Raw genomic sequence first — 18,881 nt, forward strand, 5'->3', positions numbered from 1 at the left:
GTATACGCATATAGTGACATAAATTCGTGTTTTTTTCAATCAAGCAGCAATTTTTGGATGGTTTGATAAACGAACTGCAACTCAAACTCTACAATTTGAAGCAAATGGAACACGTCAGACAGATCTCGATCCGCTGCTTGCAGTTTCCCTTGTGCCTTCACAGAATCCTCCAACTCGCTTGCCGCGGCAAACACACGATTAGCTGAAAGGTTGCTGGAAGAACCGCGTATGCCATGAAGTAAACGAAGAGCCTCCTCAAAGTTACCTGCGTCAATGTTACCTTTTATTTGCGCCATCTGCGGGTCGGTTTGGTCTTGGAATTTACGGAGCATCTCACGATAGATATCCGTTTTTCCGCCCATGCGTTGGAGCGCCTCCGCGATATCGAGTCCAGCCGTCCTATGATTATTCTCCACTTGCAGATGAAGAGTGGATTCAATAGCAGCTCTTAACCGTTCGGGTATGATGGGCTTGGAGATCATATCACTCATGCCGGCATCTATACAGGCCAGCCGATTGTCGAGCGTTGAGTCCGCTGTTAAGGCAATAATCGGAATATGTGCCCATTTCGGCTCAAGACGAATGCGCTTGGTCGTTTCGATCCCATCGAGCTCAGGCAAGTGGATATCCATGAGGATCAAATCATACGTGTGATTCGCCAAATTATGCAGAGCCTCGAATCCGTTACCAGCGACTTGAATGCGACAGTTCATCATACTTTCTAGAAGAGAGCGAGCCACTGTTTGGTTAATTTCATTGTCCTCCACAATCAGAATGCGGAGTGGAGCATTACTTAAGCTGTTTAAAGGGAAGAGCGCCCAGTCCTTCTCTCTATCCTTCACCATGGTTTTTGTCAAATGGGTATGAACGATATCGCTTTCAGCTTGCAGCGAAGCTAGCGTCCTGTACAAGAGGCTTCGAGAGATCGGCTTGACCAGAATAGCATCGGGTGAGGCTTCTGTAGGTAGCTGTTCAAGAGCATCTCTTCCTGATAACGAAGTGTAAATAATCGTTCTAATCCCCTGTTGTTGGCAAGCTGCCAGCATGCTTAGCCACACTTCCTCTCCATACATATCGTCTGCCTCCATATCGAGCAGAAGGAAGTCGAGAGGGATGTGATCGATGACCTGGAGGGCTTCCTTCCAGGCGTACACACCCGCAGCGTCGTTGCAAATGGATTGCAAGCTTTGGACAAGTACCCTATTGAGCGTAGGATGGTCTTCTACGACGAGCATAGCCAGCGGTAAGGGATTGTACGCTTTGTTGCCAGGCAGGTAGAGCGTGAAGGTGAGAAGGACCACAAATTCGCTCCCTATACCTTGCGTGCTGGAGACAGAGATTGAGCCGCCCATATTCTCGATAATATTTTTGGAAATAACAAGCCCAAGCCCTGTTCCTCCATATTTGCGGCTCGTCACCTCGTCACCTTGGATAAAGGGTTGGAATAAATTGGCCAACTGCTTCTCATCCATGCCAATCCCGGTATCCGTGACGCTGAACCGGAGAGTAACTTCATTCTCATGCAACTGATCGACGCCAACACGAAGTATGACGGTTCCTTGCTCCGTAAATTTAATCGCATTGCTGGAAAGATTCAGAAGCACCTGATAGAGTCGCAAAGAATCGCCTATCAGCCCACCAGGAACTTGGTCAGGTATATCGCAAATGAAATCCACTGGCTTATGACCTAACAGCACACTCAGCGTTTCGCACACGCGATCGATGGTTTCATCTAGCTGAAAAGGGTGATGTTCAATCACGAGCTTATCTACTTCCAGTTTAGAAAAGTCCAGAATATCGTTGATGATATGTGAGAGCGACTGGGAGGAACGAGAGATCTTGCGTATATAATCCATCTGTAGTTCAGTCATTGCTGTTCTCTCAAGCAAGTGGGAAAGTCCAACAATCCCATTCAGAGGCGTACGTATTTCATGGCTCATTCGAGCGAGGAAAACACCTTTGGCCAAATTGGCATCATCCGCCTCCTGTTTAGCTAGGATAAGCTGCTCCTTGGCATGGACTTGATCCGTAATATCTCTCGTAATCGCCGAGAAATACAGCTCACCATTATCGAGAGGAAAGTGGGGAACGATGATAAGTGATGCTATGATGCGTTGTTGTTTCTTGGTCATGACCTCTGCTTCGAATTCCCAGAAGCCATCTCTGATCGCAGTTTGAAGCCCTTCCTCAAAATTAATGTCATTGAAGACATCAATAAACTCATGAAAATGTGTTCGTTCATAATCGGTTCCAGCTAATCCCATTGTATGGATGCCGGCGGGATTAATATAGAAGATATAACCGTCTTGATCGAAGGTGAGAATGGCATCCCGTGCGCTCTCGACAATCGTTAACAACCGTTCTTTCGTCTCATTACTTTCTTTAATATCACTAATATCGCGTGCAATTAAGACGTATCCTTTTAACTCGCCATTCGGATGCGTGATGCAGCTAACACTCGCTTGCACATAGATCCGGGTGCCGTCTTTGTGATACCAGGTCCACTCTAAATCCTCTTTCAGATGACGCAAGGAACGAATGACAAGTGTTGTACAGTCTGCGGGAATCGTCTCGCCTAGCTCTGCGGAATACTGTGCAGCTCTTTCATTCAGTTGTTTTTGATCTAACCAGATTAAGGGAGAAGCGATTTTGTGTACGTCTGCAAAAGAATACCCTAGCATCTGCGTAGCTCTGCCGTTGAGATGGTTGATCATAAAGTTCGGATCCATCACGATCATGGCGTATTGATTATGACGAATGAAAGCCTCAAACGGCTCGAAAAGCTCACGGATATTCTCCATCATGCCGTTGACCGATAAGGCGAGGGCACCTAATTCATCTTTACTTTTTAACTCGATGGGCTTCGTGTGGAAATCACCGGCAGCAACCGCCTCGGTTACTTGGAGGATTTGTTTAATCCTTTTGATAATCAGATGGTTCGTTGTGAGATGAATTAGGAAAAATATGACGAGTACGGTCATCAGAATGATTCCTACAGTTAACCAAAGGAGAGGACTTGTGGGAGCTTCGATAGCCCTGATTGGCATAGAATAGGTGAGAAACCAATCTAATTGAGGGATTCGCGCATAGAACCACCTTGTCTTGTGACCCGTTAGAATAGATTCGTCAATAAAGCCGTTGTCTTTTCGTAAAGCTTTTTGAAAAGCAGGTCCAAGTTCGGGATATTCGGTGAAAATATTCAACTTCAGAATGTCGGGCTTGTGAGTAGCATAGAGGGCGAGGCCATCTCGATTGAGGATCAGTAATTCTCCATTGTCGAGCGGAGTAAGTAAATGTTCTTGAAACACCGGAGCAGCTTCGAGTGAAGCATTGACGATACTAATCACGTTATGTTGATCATCAAAAATAGGAGCTGTAATGGAGATCACATAGAAGCCCTTTATTCTGCTTATATAGGGGTTAGAAATATAGCTTTTCCCTTTCAGCGCTTCCTGAAACCGGGGCTCGTTCGAAACGGAGAGTGTAGTCCCCGTAGTAAATTGAAGAGTACCTGTCATATCAATAATTCCCATGCTGTAATATTTATTTCCATCCGTTTGTAATTCATGGGCTAGGAAATTTAAACGATCCGCTTGAGTGCCTTGTTTCATAATACTTACGCGACTAATGAGTTCAATCTCCGCCAAACGGATGGACAGGAAGTCATACATATTTCGCGCAGAGTTCGAGACGGAGGTCAAGGATTGCTCATTCATCTGCTTCAACAGCTTATCGCGAGAGAAGGTATAATTGGTAATCCCTACGACGGCAAGGGAGATGGATGTGATAAGAACAAGCCAGGCGACGAGTTTAAAACGCAAGGATGATGACATTTTTTTCCTCCAAAAACCATGTAATTGTTAAGAAATCTCATAGTTTCATCATGATTAGAATAGAACAAATTTAATGATTTCAATTTATGATATATCCAACAGATCATTCACGTATACATACTTGTTCAAAATTGGGTCAATGAAATAGGGGGATTTACGTATGCAGGTGACAGTACGGACGAAATTTATTGCGGTATTTGCGATCATCTTCTTGATGGTTGTTGGAATGAGCTATACAGCTATGAGTCGTATGGGCGCGTTAAAGGACATGAATACTAGTCTAGCAAACAACTGGATGATGGGGATTCAAGATATTGAGGAAGTTCATTATTACTCGGAGCATTTATTAACCCTATATTATCAGAAGAAATTAGAGCCAGACGTGAAAAAACATGAACCTATAGACAATGGTATGGTAGCAACGATTACACAAATCGACAATTTGTTAGGAAAATATAAGGATTCTGTGTCAAGTGATGATGAAGGGGCACGTTTGCAAGAGCTTACCCAGAACTGGGATGGATTTAAAGCGGCATTCGTTGCCAATAAACAGCTAGCAAGTGATCCAAGTAAAGTGAAGGAAGCGGCAGAGAGCCTTACAGTGATGTCTGCGGCCTTCACTAAAGCACAGAAATCGATGGCGGATATGGTTAGCTACAACCAAGAGGGCGGTCAGCAAGGTGTAGTCGACAGCACAAAGGAATACAAGAAAAGCGTCCAAATATCACTTACTGCATTGGCTGTGATGCTTATATTCATGATTGCGACTTGTTATTTCCTCGTAAGTAACATTTCAAATCCTGTTCGAAAAGCATCACAAGCTTTGAATCGTATCTCAAAAGGTGATCTAACCGTTGAACCGATTGTTGTGAAAAATAAAGATGAAATTGGCCATCTCATCGGGGCCGTTAACCAAATGGTGAACCATCTACGCCATTCCGTAGAGCAAATGCTGCATGCTTCGACTAGTGTGGCGGCTTCCTCTCAGCAGCTGTTTGCCAGCTCGGAGCAGAATAGATCTGCTTCACAGCATGTTGCAGTTTCGGTGCAGGATTTCGCTAATGGAGCGGATGCGCAAGCTCAAAGCTCTGTGGAGTGTGGGAGAGCCATGGAAGAAATGGCAGCGGGCATTTCCCGTATCGCCGAAACCACAGCTGATGTATCAGAACTATCTATGACGGCTACGAACATTGCCGAGCAAGGCACACATGCCATGGAACGTGTTGTGAATAAAATACAGGCGGTCAGCACTTCCGTTGATGCAGCGAATCAGGTGATTCAGGAGCTTGAGAAGCATTCCCAAAGCATTGGTCAGATTACCACGTTAATCGGGAATATTGCATCGCAAACGAACCTGCTTGCGCTGAATGCAGCAATTGAAGCTGCGCGTGCGGGAGAAAGCGGAAAGGGCTTTGCCGTAGTAGCTGGTGAAGTGCGCAAGCTATCTTCTCAAACCGATGATTCCGTTCGTGAGATCTCGGAACTCATTTCGTCCATTCAACGGGATTCCGCTCGGGCTGTTGGAGTCATGAACAACGGAAGAACAGAAGTGCAGGAAGGTCTATATGAGGTAAGCATTGCCGAGAAAGCATTCGGTCAAATCGTAACAGCTTCGCAAGAAGTAGCTAGCAAAATTCAAGAAACAGCAGCAGCTGCAGAACAGATGGCAGCGAGCTCGGAAGAAGTAGCTGCAACCGTCGCACAAGTTGGCTTCGTTGCTCAGCAAACCTCAGGTACAGCGCAATCCGTCGCTGCAGTTACCCAGGAACAGCTGGCATCAGCCGAAGAAATTACGGCGTCAGCCAAAAACCTTGCCGGAATTGCCACGGATTTGAATCAAGTGGTAGGCACTTTCCGTCTTTCGTAAATTTAATTAATTTTGAAAAAAATGGTCTAGGATCAGACTTTTCCGAAAGCTGGTGCGTCTAGTTATCGTGAAGGTTAAACAAGCGACACAAACACGATAACTCAGAAGGAGTGAATACGAAATGAAAAAGAATCCTTGGAACATGTTGAAAATGGGTGTTGTTAGTTGTGCGGTGCTCGTAAGTGTGAGTGCTTCGGTACTGCCAGTTGCGAGCATTGCTTCAGCAGATACCGTTGTAGCTATATCGGCAACTACATCATCAGTACCCGTTGTCATTAAAGAAGTGGTGCTTACTTCCAAAAGTACAGACTTAACGACCAACATCAAAGTACCACAGCTGAGCGGTATGTTGGATACGAAATACCAAGACGAACTAAATGACATTATTCTCTCCCATGCGAACAAAGATTTAGCAAGCTGGGAAAAGGATGCTGCGGAGGCTGCTGCAGCTGCCAAAGATAAGGGATATACGTACCGTCCTTATGGGCTTACAATTGTCTACACATTGAAATCGGATGGCAAAGGAAATCCATCAGGTGTTGTTTCTCTTACTGTTACTACGTACGGAGAAACGGGCGGCACTGGCATGCCGAGAGTGGATACGTATAATGTGCTGAATGCAGCAGCTGCTCAACGTGTAACGCTGCAGGATCTGCTTGGCGCAGACTACAAGGCAACGGTTGATGCAGGTGTTATTGCCAAGATGGAGGAGGAACCGCAATATTTCTTTAAAGATCAATTTAAAGGGATCTCCTCCGAGCAAGGCTTTTATGTAGAAAAAGGGGCAGCGGTTGTTGTATTCCCGAAATATGCGATTGCAGCTGGTGTCGCTGGAAGTCCAGAATTCCGTTTCATCTTGCCTAACGATCTGACAATTAAACCGAACCCTACTCCGCTGCCTGGTACCGACAAAGTGAAAGTGGATTTGGCTCCTGTTGATGTGGAACAGAATGAGGATGGCGTTACACTTGTTCCTTTCCGTAAAGTAGCTGAAGGTTTGGGCTACACCGTGAAATGGAATCAAGATACGTATGCGGCTGAACTATCGAAAGGTGCGCAGTGGACGAGTGTGAGTGTGGGGAAAGATAGCTATTTCTTTGCCAAAATGGCGCCAGTTGCGCTAGGAGCGGCTCCGGTCATTCTAAACGATACCCTTTATGTGCCTACAAAATTTGTGTCAGACATTTTAAAGGCCGATGTGACTATTGATTCGAAAGGTATTCATATCGCACAGTAATTGAGTGGAAAACATGAATAACCAGTAAAATAAGCCTTCAGTTGCCGATTTAGGTGATCTGGAGGCTTTTTTAACTAACACGTTATTGTAAGCGTTTGCATATACTAGAACATCCCGCATGTAGGAGGTGTGATCGGTATGTATCTCAAAAATAGTTTGTCAGCACTCATGGGTCTCTGGTTTCTGATGACTCCTTGGGTGTTTGGATTTGGAGATGTAACCAATGCGCTTTTCACCTGTGCACTGTTCGGAAGTCTTCAATTCGTAAGTTCTATGCTAGCTTTAGGGAAAACGGGGAAGCATATGTGGCAGAACTGGGTTTGTGTCGGCAGTGGTGTCGTTTTTATCGTATTCCCGAATGTGTATCACCTATCTTTCATGGCTTTTTTCTCTTTCGTTGCACTTGGGTTTATGACGATTCTCATTAATTATGCTAATTTGTACCCAGATTCACAATAGATTTCTTGAAATACCTATTGATATGTGAATTCAATTATGTCATAATGAATTTATCGAAATGACAATATGAAACACGGAAAGAAATATGTAAAGATCAAATGCCTTAGCTGTTGTTCTACAGTTAGGCTTCTCTTTTTACTAGTTGATAAAGTCGTTATAATAATATTAAATATACATTATAAGGAGTGGTGAATATGAAAGCCTTCATTCTGATTGATTATACGGAGGATTTCGTAGTAGGCAAACTGCCTTGCGGGGACCCCGCTATTGCGATAGAAGCTCGCCTGTGTGAGCTAACCAAAAGCTTTGTTTCAGAGATGGACTTTGTCGTGATGGCTGTTGATGTGCATGAGGAAGGAGATCCGTTCCATCCTGAGACAGCCTTGTTTCCACCTCATAATATACGTGATACAGATGGCAGGGAGCTCTTCGGTGGTTTAAAAGAAGTGCATGAAGCTCACAGCGCTGCGATCTATTGGATGGACAAAACGAGATACAGCGCATTCTGCGGAACAGATCTTGAACTGCAGCTTAGAGCTAGAGGTATTCAGGAGCTTCATCTGGCTGGTGTGTGTACAGATATTTGTGTCTTACATACAGCGATGGATGCGTATAATAAAGGCTTCTCTCTCGTCATTCATGAGGATGCGGTTGCGAGTTTTGATGCAGAAGGCCATGCGTGGGCATTGAGACATTTTGAAAAGACGCTAGGGGCTAAAGTTGTTCATGGTTGGAAAAATTAAGTAAAATGAGATTGTGGAGATGAATGGATGTAGGATGGGGAGGATGAAGGCAATGAATTGGCAAACCATGAATGCGATGAATAACTTAACGCTGCATACCGATAAATATCAAATTAACATGATGTACGCCCACTGGTTACAAGGGACACATACGGAGAGAGCCGTGTTCGAGGTGTACTTCCGCAAGCTGCCCTTTGATGGGGGTTATGCGGTCTTCGCTGGGCTAGAACGGGTGATTCATTATGTGCAAAATCTGCATTTTGGCGAGGAAGAAATTGCTTATTTACGTGAGCAAGAAGAGAACTATAAGGAAGAGTTCCTTGATGCGCTTCGTGCCTTTACGTTCAAAGGCGATATCCAAGCCGTACCCGAGGGAACGCTTGTCTTCCCGAATGTGCCGCTTGTTCGGGTGATTGGAAGCATATTCGAAGCGCAATTGGTTGAGACGACGATCCTCAACTTCGTGAACTTCCAGACGCTCATCGCGACGAAAGCCTCGCGCATGAAAGGCGTTGCTCCGCACGATGTGCTGATGGAGTTCGGTACGCGCCGCGCCCAGGAGGCTGACGCCGCCATCTGGGGCGCAAGAGCCGCTTATATAGCGGGGTTCCACGCGACATCGAACCTAAGGGCCGGGATGCTGTTCGGCATCCCGACCAAGGGCACGCACGCGCACGCGTGGGTGCAGGCCCACGACACGGAAGCGGACGCCTTCCGTGCGTATGCCGAGGCCCTGCCCGAGCAGGTCACGCTGCTCGTAGATACCTACGACACGCTGCGCAGCGGCGTGCCGAATGCCATTGCGACGGCGCGGCAGCTCGCGAGCCGCGGCAAGCGCTTGAACGCCATTCGCCTCGACAGCGGCGATTTGGCGTACTTATCCCAGCAGGCGCGGCGCATGCTGGATGAGGCGGGCTTTCCGGAGGTGAAGATTGTGGCATCCAATGACTTGGATGAGCACATCATCGCCGGGCTGAAAGCCCAAGGGGCTAAGATTGACAGCTGGGGCATCGGCACCCAGCTGATTACGGCAGCCGACCAGCCGGCGCTGGGCGGGGTGTATAAGCTTGTTGCCCGTGAGAAGGACGGCGCGCTCGTGCCGGTCATTAAGATTTCGGGCAACCCAGAGAAGGTGACGAATCCGGGCTTCAAGGAAGCCTACCGGATTATGAACTTGGCGACGGGCAAAGCGGAAGCTGACTATTTGGCATTACAGGACGAGGTGGATATTCGGGAAGGGCAGCGAATTAAGCTATTCGACCCCATCCATCCGTATCTGTTCAAATATATTGAGAATTATGAGGCCGTCCCGCTGTTGAAGCCAATTTTCGAAGCGGGTGAGCTAGTCTATGAATTGCCAACCTTGGATCGTATTCGTGACTACCATGCTGAGCAAATGCAGACCGTTTGGCCGCAATATTTGCGGATGCTGAATCCCGAGGTATATCGCGTTAATTTGAGCGCTGCTTTGTGGCAGCTGAAAATGGATTTAATTCATGCGCATCAAGACTAAAGAGTCTTGATGCCATCAAACGCAGGATTTTGGAATATCCGACTTCGGTGGTATGATTAATGGGAGCTACACGGTAAAGATGCGCTCATTCTAATCTTATTCCGATGGAGGTTATGACCAATGTCTACGAAAGCGAATCAAGCATTTACACCAGGAGTTACACTCAATAATGGTGTACATATGCCTTGGCTGGGTCTCGGCGTTTATAAAAGCAAGGAAGGTCAAGAGGTCATCGGAGCGGTTCAAACCGCTTTGCAATTAGGTTATAGAAGCATTGATACGGCAGCAGTTTATCGCAACGAAGAAGGTGTTGGTCAAGGTCTGCGTCAAAGCGGTGTACCGCGTGATGAGATTTTCGTAACCACGAAGGTGTGGAACGCGGATCAAGGTTACGAGTCTACGCTGCAAGCGTTTGAAGCGAGCCGCAAACGACTTGGTTTGGAGACGATTGATTTGTATTTGGTGCACTGGGCCGTATCCGCAACGTACCGCGAAACGTGGAAAGCGTTGGTTCATCTTTACAACGAAGGGCATGTTCGTGCGATTGGCGTGAGCAATTTCCAAATCTCTCATTTGGAGCATGTCATCGATGATACCGGCGTAGTGCCTGCGGTTAATCAAGTGGAATACCATCCGGAACTGTCGCAAAAGGAGCTGCTCACGTATACCCGTGAACACGGCATCCAATTGGAAGCGTGGAGCCCGCTTATGCAGGGCAGGCTGAACCAGCCTGAATTGGCGCAGCTTGCGGCTAAATACGGCAAATCAGCAGCACAAATTGTGTTGCGTTGGGATATCCAGCATGGTGTCGTAACGATTCCCAAGTCTGTGACAGAGCATCGTATTCGAGAGAATGCGAACATTTTCGATTTTGAGCTGAGTGCTGAGGATATGGCTTTGGTGGATGCTTTGAATGTCAACAAGCGTATCGGTCCAGATCCGGATCATGTGACGTTCTAGTTTGATTCCATAGAGGAAGAGGAAACACCTGATTGTACGGGGTTTCCTCTTTTTTGTTTGATCCTCCCTCCGCTCATTTCAACAAAGCTATCATCTGATACACCTCGCGGTGGTCACCTGGCAGTAAGAAATTCGCGACTTTCAGCTGAGAGGAACCATCGCCGTCAAGGAAAAGCCCATCGACCAGTTGTTTCTCCCCTACCTGCTCCTGTACGGCTGTTCGGAACTCTTCGCCCGTACAAGGGGTAGGCGCAACCACCAGATACACGTTGTTCATTCGATCATATACAATACCAGATCGCATGCGCTTCTCGTTAATGACAGGCATTTCTTCCGAAATGGCTTGCTCGGCCCATCCCATTGGATTCGTAAGCCCCATGCTTACGCCTCCCTGCGCCCAATATCGGGTGCGATCCAGCACCTGTAACTCACTTGCATTTTCGACAATTTGGACGGTAAAGGTCTGCGCCTTCTCATCCCACACAAGTGTCCCTCGTTTGCGATCCGTATTGTACCAGCCTGAACCGTAGTCGCCAGGTTGTCCCTTAACAGGCTGATCATTGGTCACGGCGATGCTTAGCAAATACCCCTGCCAGAAAAATCCGCCATTAATCCCATTGTCCTGCCGATCGGTTACATTTGCTGTAATAGCTTTGAGTCCTATGTTTTCAGGAGTAGTTTGAATGACGTGCAGAAGGACACCGTTCGTCGCAGGCTTAATGCTATACTCGGCACTTGCTTGTGGAGGCAGTTGTGAGGTGGTGTGAAGGCCCCAAATTAAGGTCCATACGAAACTGATGATTACGATAAGTAGATAGATTAGTAGCTGAGCAGCATGCGCTTTGAAAAGGCGAATAAGGTACATAGATTTCTCCATCCCAGCTGTAGTAGCTTCCTTCATTTCTATTAGTCTATGAAAAGAGTAGGAGAGTTATGCCTATTTATCTACGAAAAAAACGCTTACGAAGGAATCTACCATTCGTAGGCGTTTTTTCTGAAACATCTATGTAGCGACAAGAATTAGAAAATAGGTATGCGCGCCTTATTCCCATCTGTAGCATATAAAATGGCTTCTGAACTAAATAAATCTACACGCTCTAACGAATTAACTAAATTCATGGTGGTGAATTTGTTATGGCGAAGTGCGTTGATCAAAGAGGGAATTAACTTATGGTCCGTGCCGACGAAATTAACGGAAATCGGCTTCTTATTAAATAAAATATTCATTCTCACTTCAACACATCTCCTTCTGATTTTGTTTGCTAAGTAGATATTAAGATTATCATATCTTTCTCAATAAGTTCGTCGATTGGCGTTGTCGGAATTCCACTAGTTCTGTCAGTAGATATTTCATAGTGGTGTTGGACGGCGTATCTGTTTATTTTGTATGATAGGGGGAGTTACGTAAAATTTGGAAACGGAGGGGGCTAGCTTTATGGAGTCTTCACACATTGTTATTGAAGCGGATGGCTTAATTAAAAATTATGGGTCCTTCCAAGCTGTGCGAGGCGTTAATTTCCAGGTCTATCAAGGCGAGGTATTTGGTTTGCTTGGTCCTAATGGTGCCGGAAAAACGACAACGATGGAAATGATCGAAGGGCTGCGGAAGCCTGACGGCGGACGTGCTATTGTGGCTGGATTTGATACACAGAAGGATTTGGGTAAGGTCAAGGAAGTCATTGGTGTTCAATTGCAATCAACTTCGTTATTCGAGTTGTTGACCGTAGAGGAAATTATGAGGATGTATGCCAGCTTCTATCCGAGTTCTGTTCCTATTGGACCGCTTTTAGAAGATATGACGTTGGTTGATAAAAAGAACGGCCGTGTCAAGCATCTGTCCGGTGGGCAAAAGCAACGGCTAGCCATTGGTCTAGCGCTTTTGAATGATCCCAAGGTCATCTTCTTAGATGAGCCTACGACAGGGTTAGATCCGACAGCCAGACGAACGCTGTGGGAGATTATTTTGAAGCTGAAAGAGCGAGGCAAAACGATTGTGCTGTCCACGCATTATATGGAGGAAGCGCACGTGCTTTGTGATCGTATTTGTTTAATGGATCAAGGGAAAGTCGTCGCATTGGATACACCCCGTAATCTTGTGAGCAGTTTGCAATCAGATAGCGCAATAGAGTTTAGACTGCAAGATTTGGTGGAAGCGGACAAAGAATCGGTTGTCGAGGAGCTTCGCGATATTCGTGAAGTCAAGGGCATCGACGTGCGTAAGGATGTGTTCGTCCTTTATACAGATAAGCTTCAGGAATCGCTCATTGATCTTGTAGAGAAAAGCGCTGGCGGCAGATGGCAATTGGCAGACTTGCAGACGCGAACGGCTACGCTGGAAGACGTGTTTATTTCCATGACCGGAAGGAGCTTGAAAGAAGAATGAATGCTTATATCCAATTGACGCTAAGCCAGCTTCGGTTTTTTGTCCGGAATCGACAAGTACTCATATTCACCTTGTTCATGCCGCTTTTCTTCATGATTATGCTCGGTTCCTTTCTCGGAAAAGGAAATGATATCATCGTCGATGGCGTTGTCATTGATCAAGATCAAAGTGCAGAATCCAGGATCATGGTGGAGGCGCTGCAAGCAAATAGTATTTTGAAACTAAAGCCCGCGGATGACATGGATAAGTCGTTAGAGCAGCTGAAGCATGGGGATCAGAAGTTAGTCGTCGTCATTCAGAAAAATTACGGGCAAGCAGTAGGGCTGAAAGGAGCTGAAAGCTCGAAGGCCAGCTTCCTTCAGGTTTACTATGATCAAACGAACCAACAGAGTGCACAAATCGGTTTGCAAACAGTAGGTCAAGTGGCGGATGGCGTTTCCAAGCAAATGTCCAACTATATTCCGATTGTTAAAATTGAACCGGTTGGCGTGCAAGCTTTGCAGCTTCGCTACATCGATTTCCTTGTACCAGGTATTCTGGCGATGATGATCATGACCAACAATCTAAATGGCGTTTCGGGACAAATTGCTTCATGGCGTGAGCGAGGTGTGCTGCGACGCATGCAAAGTACGCCGCTAAAAGCGTCGACGTTCATCGCTGCGCAGATCACTGCACGCCTTGTGATGAACACGGCGCAGGCCTTGATCGTACTTCTTGTCGGTGCTTTAATTTTTGGAACGCAGGTGAACGGCTCATGGTGGCTGCTTCTGCTGTTCGTTGTCATGGGAACGTTGACGTTCATGTCGATCGGCTTCATTATCGCTGGTTTGGCCAAAACCCCAGAAAGCGTAGGGCCAATTTCTGGTTTAATCTCTTTCCCGCTGATGTTCTTGGGTGGCGTGTTCTTCTCCGTGTCCAGCATGCCAGAGTTCTTGCAGCCGATCGTGAAATCGATCCCGATCACTCAACTCAGCACTGCTCTTCGGCAGATTATGAATGTGGGCGCAGGCATCGGGGATCTGTGGCAGGAAGGGCTGATGCTGGCCATCTGGCTGGTCGTGTCGTTCATTGTGGCGACGTTTACGTTTAAGTGGGAGTAGCTAACTGAAAGCCCAATCTCTCTGAGATTGGGCTTTTTGCTGGGAGTAATAGCACAATTTATCATAAATCCATAAACGATAAGCCATACTGTAAGGGGAACTTACCTATAAGCAGGAGGACTTGAATGAGTAAACAGCAATGGCAAATTCCGGCTACAGAGGGCCTCGGTTTCCAGCTCAAGAAGGGCCAAGTGATTCGAGTTACCGATGTAGAGGGAGAACAAGTTGCCGACTTTGTGGCTTATCGTGAGGATGATTTCAGCGAGCGGCTTGACCCTAGCGTTACGATGGACGCTTTACATGCGATGAAAGTGAAACCCGGCGATATGATCTACTCTAATAAATATACCCCTATGTTCACGATTATTAGGGATACGGTAGGACAGCATGATTGGATTAACTCGGCCTGTCGGCCTGAAATGTATGAGCTGCTTTACAATAAGCGAGACCACACCAGCTGTTATATGAACTTAAATGCAGCTCTGGCACCATTTGAGATCCCAGCCCCAGATCAGCATTATCCCTTTAATATATTTATGAACACCATCATTCAGCCATCTGGACAAATTAGTGTTGAGAAGCCTCTATCTAAAGCCGGAGATTATATCGAGCTTCGTGCAGAAATGGATTTGATTGTGGCTATATCTGCTTGTCCCTGCTCAGAAAGTCTCTGCAATGGATACAAATGTACTCCTATTCGCGTTGATATCATTTGATCTTCTAATGGACTAGCGCCTCTCATACACTAACTTGTACAAGTTAGTGCTATTCAGGGGGGCGAAGTCTATGGATGCTTTTGTTACTTATCTGTTTCTTGGCATTTCGTTATCGGCTCCAATCGGTCCAATTAACGCTGCTCAACTCGACAAGGGAGCCAGATTTGGCTTTACTGCGGCGTGGTTGATCGGACTAGGCGCGATGTGTGCCGATTTGCTGTATGTGCTGCTGATTTATTTTGGTTTAGCCCATTTCTTGACCACCCCGTTTATGAAAACATTTCTATGGTTGTTTGGCTGTTTTGTTCTTATCTACACAGGCGTGGATACGCTAAGAAACGTGAAGATAACCAAGGAAGCCAGCCCCCGCGAGGCCCAATCCAGTGTTAGCTCCTTCCGCTCCGGGTTTATTATGGCTCTTACCAATCCGCTAAATATCTTATTTTGGCTAGGCATTTATGGCTCTATTTTAGCCGAAAGTGTGCAGAATTATGGTCTCACCCAGGTGCTTTGGCATACCTCCGGTATCTTTGCAGGTATTCTTCTGTGGGATGTTGCTATGGCTACGCTCGCCAGCTCCTTTCACAAGTTCGGGAATCGCACAGTCTTGCAAATGATTTCTGTCATAGCTGGACTTTCTCTCATGGGCTTCGGTATTTACTTTGGCTATCAAGCTTATAAGCAGCTACTGGGTTAGTCAGAGGATTCTTAGTCCAGTTGTACCTCCTACCGGGATACTCACCTATCTAATTTCCTTCGCATAGTATGCTTCGTACTTACGAAGGAGGTTGTTATTACGACATGGCTGATTTATATGCCAGAGACTGGCTTGATACACATATGACCATCCTTGCCGCATGGCAGCAGGATGCCTTCCGCCAATTCGGCAATATGATTGCAGATACAAGCAATACGTACCCTTGTATTCCCGGCCGTCAAGGCTTCCTTACCAATAACCTGCGCTTTGGTTTTGCGGCAGATCCGAGATCAGAGCAAGCTGCCCTTGACGTCGTCCAGCTCCTGCAAGCTTATGGCCGATGCTCACGGGAGACAGGGAAGTTCGCCTCGCTCGTTATCTTTTTCCACACACCAGCAGACATGCTGAATAGCTTCTCGGTAGAAGACTACGAGGAGCTATTTTGGTCTGTTCTAAGTAGGGTTAGCGCCAATGACACGGCATCATGGCCTGAACATATTTCAAAGGATCCATCACACCATTCATGGGAGTTTTGTTGTGATGGGCAGCCTTATTTCTCTTTTTGCGGAACACCTGCCCATGTGGTTAGAAAAAGCCGAATGTTTCCACATTTCCTCATAGCTTTCCAGCCGCGATGGGTGTTTGAAGAAATCAACGATTCTACCCCTTTTGGACGCAATATGAAAAAGCGCATTCGCCAAAAGTTAGAGGCCTACGACGGTATCCCCGCACATCCTTCTCTGAAATGGTACGGGCAAGCAGATAACCAAGAATGGAAGCAATACTTCTTGCGTGATGACGAAAGCGTCCCTTCTAAATGTCCGTACACGTTTATGAAAAATAAATTAAAAGCCGTAGGCGTACTATTTCATAAATAGAACATCGTTACGCAGGCTTTGTTCGTTCTGATTTATGCTTCATCCACCATGTAATTAGGATAATCACCATGACGATAAGAAGGCTAGTCCAGAATCCCAGTCTTCCGGTTTTCTCCAAGAGTGAACCCGTTATTGCTGCCATGATTAGAAGGATAGCGGTCCAAGATTTTAGTTGTCCGCTAAGGCTCGGCCGAAGTTGTTTCAGATAGGATGCGACGATTAGTAACCACGTATATAGGAGCACCAAGCCCCCAGCTGTGGTTATATGTTCAAATATTTGGCTTGGCATCACTAGTGCTAAGACGATAGAAACAGATAGCCCGATCGTATTCACACCTAGTGCATACAGTGGTAATTGCTTTTTGCCTTTCCTATTGGCTAGCCGTGGCGGGGCATCACCGCCTTCCGCTAAAGCAACCAGCATCGTAGATACGCCGTATAGCGAGGCAACGAGAATAGAAAATCCTGCAATAATCAGAACGCCATTCATCAAGTGCTCGAGAATAGGCAATCCCATGATGTTCAGAGCGAGAAGCAGAGGGCTTTTATCAGGTGTTAACTGCTCTTTGGTCATAAAAAGAAGCGCTAAAGTAAGAGATAACACATAGAGGACCGTGATCGTAAGCAGCATAACTCTTCCAGCCTTAGAGGCTTCTTTGGGATTATGCAAATGGATAGCCATAAAGCCCATGACTTCTATACCGCTAAACGCATAAAACGCATACAAAAGTCCTTTCCATGCGCCTGTCCAACCTGAACTAAACCAATGGGTTGTGCTGCCTTGAATGGTGTTTATGCCATGGCTTCCTTTGAAGAAAACGATGCCTGCAATGGCGATGAATAGTAATATGGCTCCCATTTTAACGATAGCGCATATATTCTCAGTTTTGTTAATTCCTTTCGAGCCAAGGATAACAACGAGGAGGGCAAGGAATGAGTAGATAGCGGTCAACAACCAGAGTGGCAGGTTAGGAAACCAGAATTGTGTGAAAATTCCTATTGCCGTTAAGGAACTGCCGAGAATGAGCATTTCTGAGGACCAATATAACCATCCCACGCCAAATCCTGCCCAGCGGCCATATGCTTCCCTCACATAATTTCGAAAAGACCCCTTTTCAGGGTTGGCAGCCGTCATCTGTGCTAAGTCATCATATACAAATAAGGTGGCTAGTGCTGCCAATAAAAATATGACGACAACCAGAAACCCACTCTTCTGAATGGCGATGCCAGAACCTAGGAAGAAACCTGTTCCAATGGTGCAGCCAATTCCGAATAAAGTTAACTGCCACCAGGATAGCTTGTTCGTGTTGTCGTCATTGTTCGTATGCTGCAAAGTCACCATAAGTGATTGACCTCCATATCTCTGGCTACAATATGAAAGCCCAAACAGCGGCCGTTGGGCCGATGCTGGGCTTCACAATTTGCTAGCTAGTGAACAGACGCTGCCCCTCTGTTATTGGGCGGCATTTGTGGCGCCGCGGTTGCGGGGACGAATGCTGTTAGCATGCTTTGCATATCGGACGCTTCTAATTGTGGCACCTGGTAGTAAGCAAGTCTATTTTGATAAAGGAAGATTTCATAAGCCATTTCTATGAAATTTTGTACCTGAGAGGCTAATACACGCCGAACAACGGGATTCGTCACTTCCACGGCTGTCATGGTTAGCAACGACGCATGCGTTTTGATCAGACCTAGCATATGCCCGCTTATTCCGGCATCCTTCACATCAGCGAGCGATTGGTTTGGCTTTTTCGGCACCGTTGGCTTAATGCCGTAGATCGGCTCCGATAATTGCCTAATCATATACGTGGACGTTTCTTGGCTTGGCTTAAGCCCGGTTGTGAAACACTCAGCAGTTAAATTGTACTGGGCAAGTGTGAACTGGTATTGACGATCCAGAATGTCCAGCAGCTCGCTGTCTTGTACAAACTGTCTAAACATCATGAATTGGTCCAGCACATTGATGGTACAGGCCAACACTTCATGTAAATCGAAAAGCTCATGACCGCCGTGGTTTGTGTTCGGCGTAGTTTGCGTTTGATAATTGGGCTGTATTTCCTGTTGCATAACGAAGTCTCCTTTGGCGTTGAGGTAAAGTAACTTCGTTAATGTTGGTTTTAGTTCGTTGGTTTATACATGGCTAGTGTAAAAGTAGGCAGCGCCTTGTTAAAGCCTATAACATATCCCCGGCTCCGACATCATTGCATCAATATATTGTGGGAGAGCTTTATTATGCTCTCAGGACTTTTTTACCGGAATTGCTTTGTTTTCGTGGCTCCATTTGATGTGTTTTTAGTGAAACTGAAGATTACGAGTCGCCCGATCACGTCACCCAACCCGATCTCTCGGTGGTTTGCTCGAAGGATCAGATTTCAAAAAGTGGCTGCCAAGGTGCTCCAACAATAATCATTGAAGTGCTATCCCCTTCTACCGCATTGAAAGAATTAATTTAGAATAAATGCACACCCAAAAGCCCAACCCCTCGGGGTTGGGCT

General features: G+C 46.3%; 16 protein-coding genes and 1 pseudogene. 12 read left to right on the top strand and 5 right to left on the bottom strand.

Annotated features, from left to right (window positions below):
- Nucleotides 1-35: 35 nt before the first annotated feature.
- Nucleotides 36-3,833, bottom strand: a complete 3,798-nt coding sequence (locus ACSQ8O_RS09835) for a response regulator (protein ID WP_436241409.1) — start codon at nucleotides 3,831-3,833, stop codon at nucleotides 36-38.
- A 160-nt stretch (nucleotides 3,834-3,993) separates the two neighbouring features.
- On the opposite strand from ACSQ8O_RS09835, the gene ACSQ8O_RS09840 reads away from it, so the two are divergent.
- The 6 genes from ACSQ8O_RS09840 (at nucleotide 3,994) to ACSQ8O_RS09865 (ending at nucleotide 10,612) form a co-directional block, all read left to right on the top strand.
- Nucleotides 3,994-5,700: a methyl-accepting chemotaxis protein gene (locus ACSQ8O_RS09840; RefSeq protein ID WP_436241410.1), complete on the top strand. Its 1,707-nt coding sequence runs from the start codon at nucleotides 3,994-3,996 to the stop codon at nucleotides 5,698-5,700.
- 121 nt (nucleotides 5,701-5,821) lie between these two features.
- Entirely contained in the window at nucleotides 5,822-6,937 is a 1,116-nt protein-coding gene (locus ACSQ8O_RS09845) for a stalk domain-containing protein (RefSeq protein WP_436241411.1), read from the top strand.
- A 138-nt stretch (nucleotides 6,938-7,075) separates the two neighbouring features.
- The gene (locus ACSQ8O_RS09850) at nucleotides 7,076-7,396 is read left to right on the top strand and encodes an SPW repeat domain-containing protein (RefSeq protein WP_056624415.1); all 321 of its coding nucleotides are present in this window, start codon (nucleotides 7,076-7,078) and stop codon (nucleotides 7,394-7,396) included.
- A 194-nt stretch (nucleotides 7,397-7,590) separates the two neighbouring features.
- A complete protein-coding gene (locus tag ACSQ8O_RS09855) occupies nucleotides 7,591-8,139 on the top strand; it encodes a cysteine hydrolase family protein (RefSeq protein WP_436241412.1) in 549 nt (182 codons plus the stop codon).
- 67 nt (nucleotides 8,140-8,206) lie between these two features.
- Nucleotides 8,207-9,652: a nicotinate phosphoribosyltransferase gene (locus ACSQ8O_RS09860; RefSeq protein ID WP_436241987.1), complete on the top strand. Its 1,446-nt coding sequence runs from the start codon at nucleotides 8,207-8,209 to the stop codon at nucleotides 9,650-9,652.
- A 120-nt stretch (nucleotides 9,653-9,772) separates the two neighbouring features.
- A complete protein-coding gene (locus tag ACSQ8O_RS09865; protein WP_436241413.1) occupies nucleotides 9,773-10,612 on the top strand; it encodes an aldo/keto reductase in 840 nt (279 codons plus the stop codon).
- 73 nt (nucleotides 10,613-10,685) lie between these two features.
- Here the strand turns inward: ACSQ8O_RS09865 and ACSQ8O_RS09870 are convergent, their stop codons facing one another.
- Nucleotides 10,686-11,489: a hypothetical protein gene (locus ACSQ8O_RS09870; protein WP_436241414.1), complete on the bottom strand. Its 804-nt coding sequence runs from the start codon at nucleotides 11,487-11,489 to the stop codon at nucleotides 10,686-10,688.
- A gap of 143 nt (nucleotides 11,490-11,632) precedes the next feature.
- On the bottom strand, nucleotides 11,633-11,845 hold the full coding sequence (locus ACSQ8O_RS09875; protein ID WP_157257133.1) for a hypothetical protein: 213 nt from the start codon (nucleotides 11,843-11,845) through the stop codon (nucleotides 11,633-11,635).
- A 202-nt stretch (nucleotides 11,846-12,047) separates the two neighbouring features.
- Between ACSQ8O_RS09875 and ACSQ8O_RS09880 the strand changes: the two genes are divergently transcribed.
- From ACSQ8O_RS09880 to ACSQ8O_RS09900, 5 genes are all read left to right on the top strand, one after another.
- On the top strand, nucleotides 12,048-12,995 hold the full coding sequence (locus tag ACSQ8O_RS09880) for an ABC transporter ATP-binding protein (RefSeq protein WP_436241415.1): 948 nt from the start codon (nucleotides 12,048-12,050) through the stop codon (nucleotides 12,993-12,995).
- Nucleotides 12,992-14,095, top strand: a complete 1,104-nt coding sequence (locus ACSQ8O_RS09885; protein ID WP_436241416.1) for an ABC transporter permease — start codon at nucleotides 12,992-12,994, stop codon at nucleotides 14,093-14,095. Before ACSQ8O_RS09880 ends, ACSQ8O_RS09885 begins: the two co-directional genes overlap by 4 nt.
- A 125-nt stretch (nucleotides 14,096-14,220) precedes the next feature.
- Complete coding sequence (locus ACSQ8O_RS09890; RefSeq protein WP_436241417.1) at nucleotides 14,221-14,811, top strand: DUF1989 domain-containing protein; 591 nt, start codon at nucleotides 14,221-14,223, stop codon at nucleotides 14,809-14,811.
- A gap of 70 nt (nucleotides 14,812-14,881) precedes the next feature.
- Nucleotides 14,882-15,508 (top strand): LysE family translocator, encoded by a 627-nt coding sequence (locus ACSQ8O_RS09895; RefSeq protein WP_436241418.1) that lies wholly within the window; start codon nucleotides 14,882-14,884, stop codon nucleotides 15,506-15,508.
- A gap of 104 nt (nucleotides 15,509-15,612) precedes the next feature.
- Complete coding sequence (locus ACSQ8O_RS09900) at nucleotides 15,613-16,386, top strand: YqcI/YcgG family protein (RefSeq protein WP_436241419.1); 774 nt, start codon at nucleotides 15,613-15,615, stop codon at nucleotides 16,384-16,386.
- 7 nt (nucleotides 16,387-16,393) lie between these two features.
- Here ACSQ8O_RS09900 and ACSQ8O_RS09905 read toward each other — a convergent pair whose 3' ends face one another.
- Entirely contained in the window at nucleotides 16,394-17,728 is a 1,335-nt protein-coding gene (locus ACSQ8O_RS09905; RefSeq protein WP_436241420.1) for an amino acid permease, read from the bottom strand.
- A gap of 86 nt (nucleotides 17,729-17,814) precedes the next feature.
- On the bottom strand, nucleotides 17,815-18,453 hold the full coding sequence (locus tag ACSQ8O_RS09910) for a spore coat protein (RefSeq protein ID WP_436241421.1): 639 nt from the start codon (nucleotides 18,451-18,453) through the stop codon (nucleotides 17,815-17,817).
- A gap of 263 nt (nucleotides 18,454-18,716) precedes the next feature.
- On the opposite strand from ACSQ8O_RS09910, the pseudogene ACSQ8O_RS09915 reads away from it, so the two are divergent.
- A pseudogene (locus ACSQ8O_RS09915) lies at nucleotides 18,717-18,839 on the top strand (Uma2 family endonuclease); the annotation flags it as partial.
- Nucleotides 18,840-18,881 lie beyond the last annotated feature (42 nt).

It is taken from the genome of Paenibacillus sp. LjRoot56, from assembly GCF_964253335.1.
Taxonomy (GTDB): Bacteria; Bacillota; Bacilli; order Paenibacillales; family NBRC-103111; genus Paenibacillus_E; species Paenibacillus_E allorhizoplanae.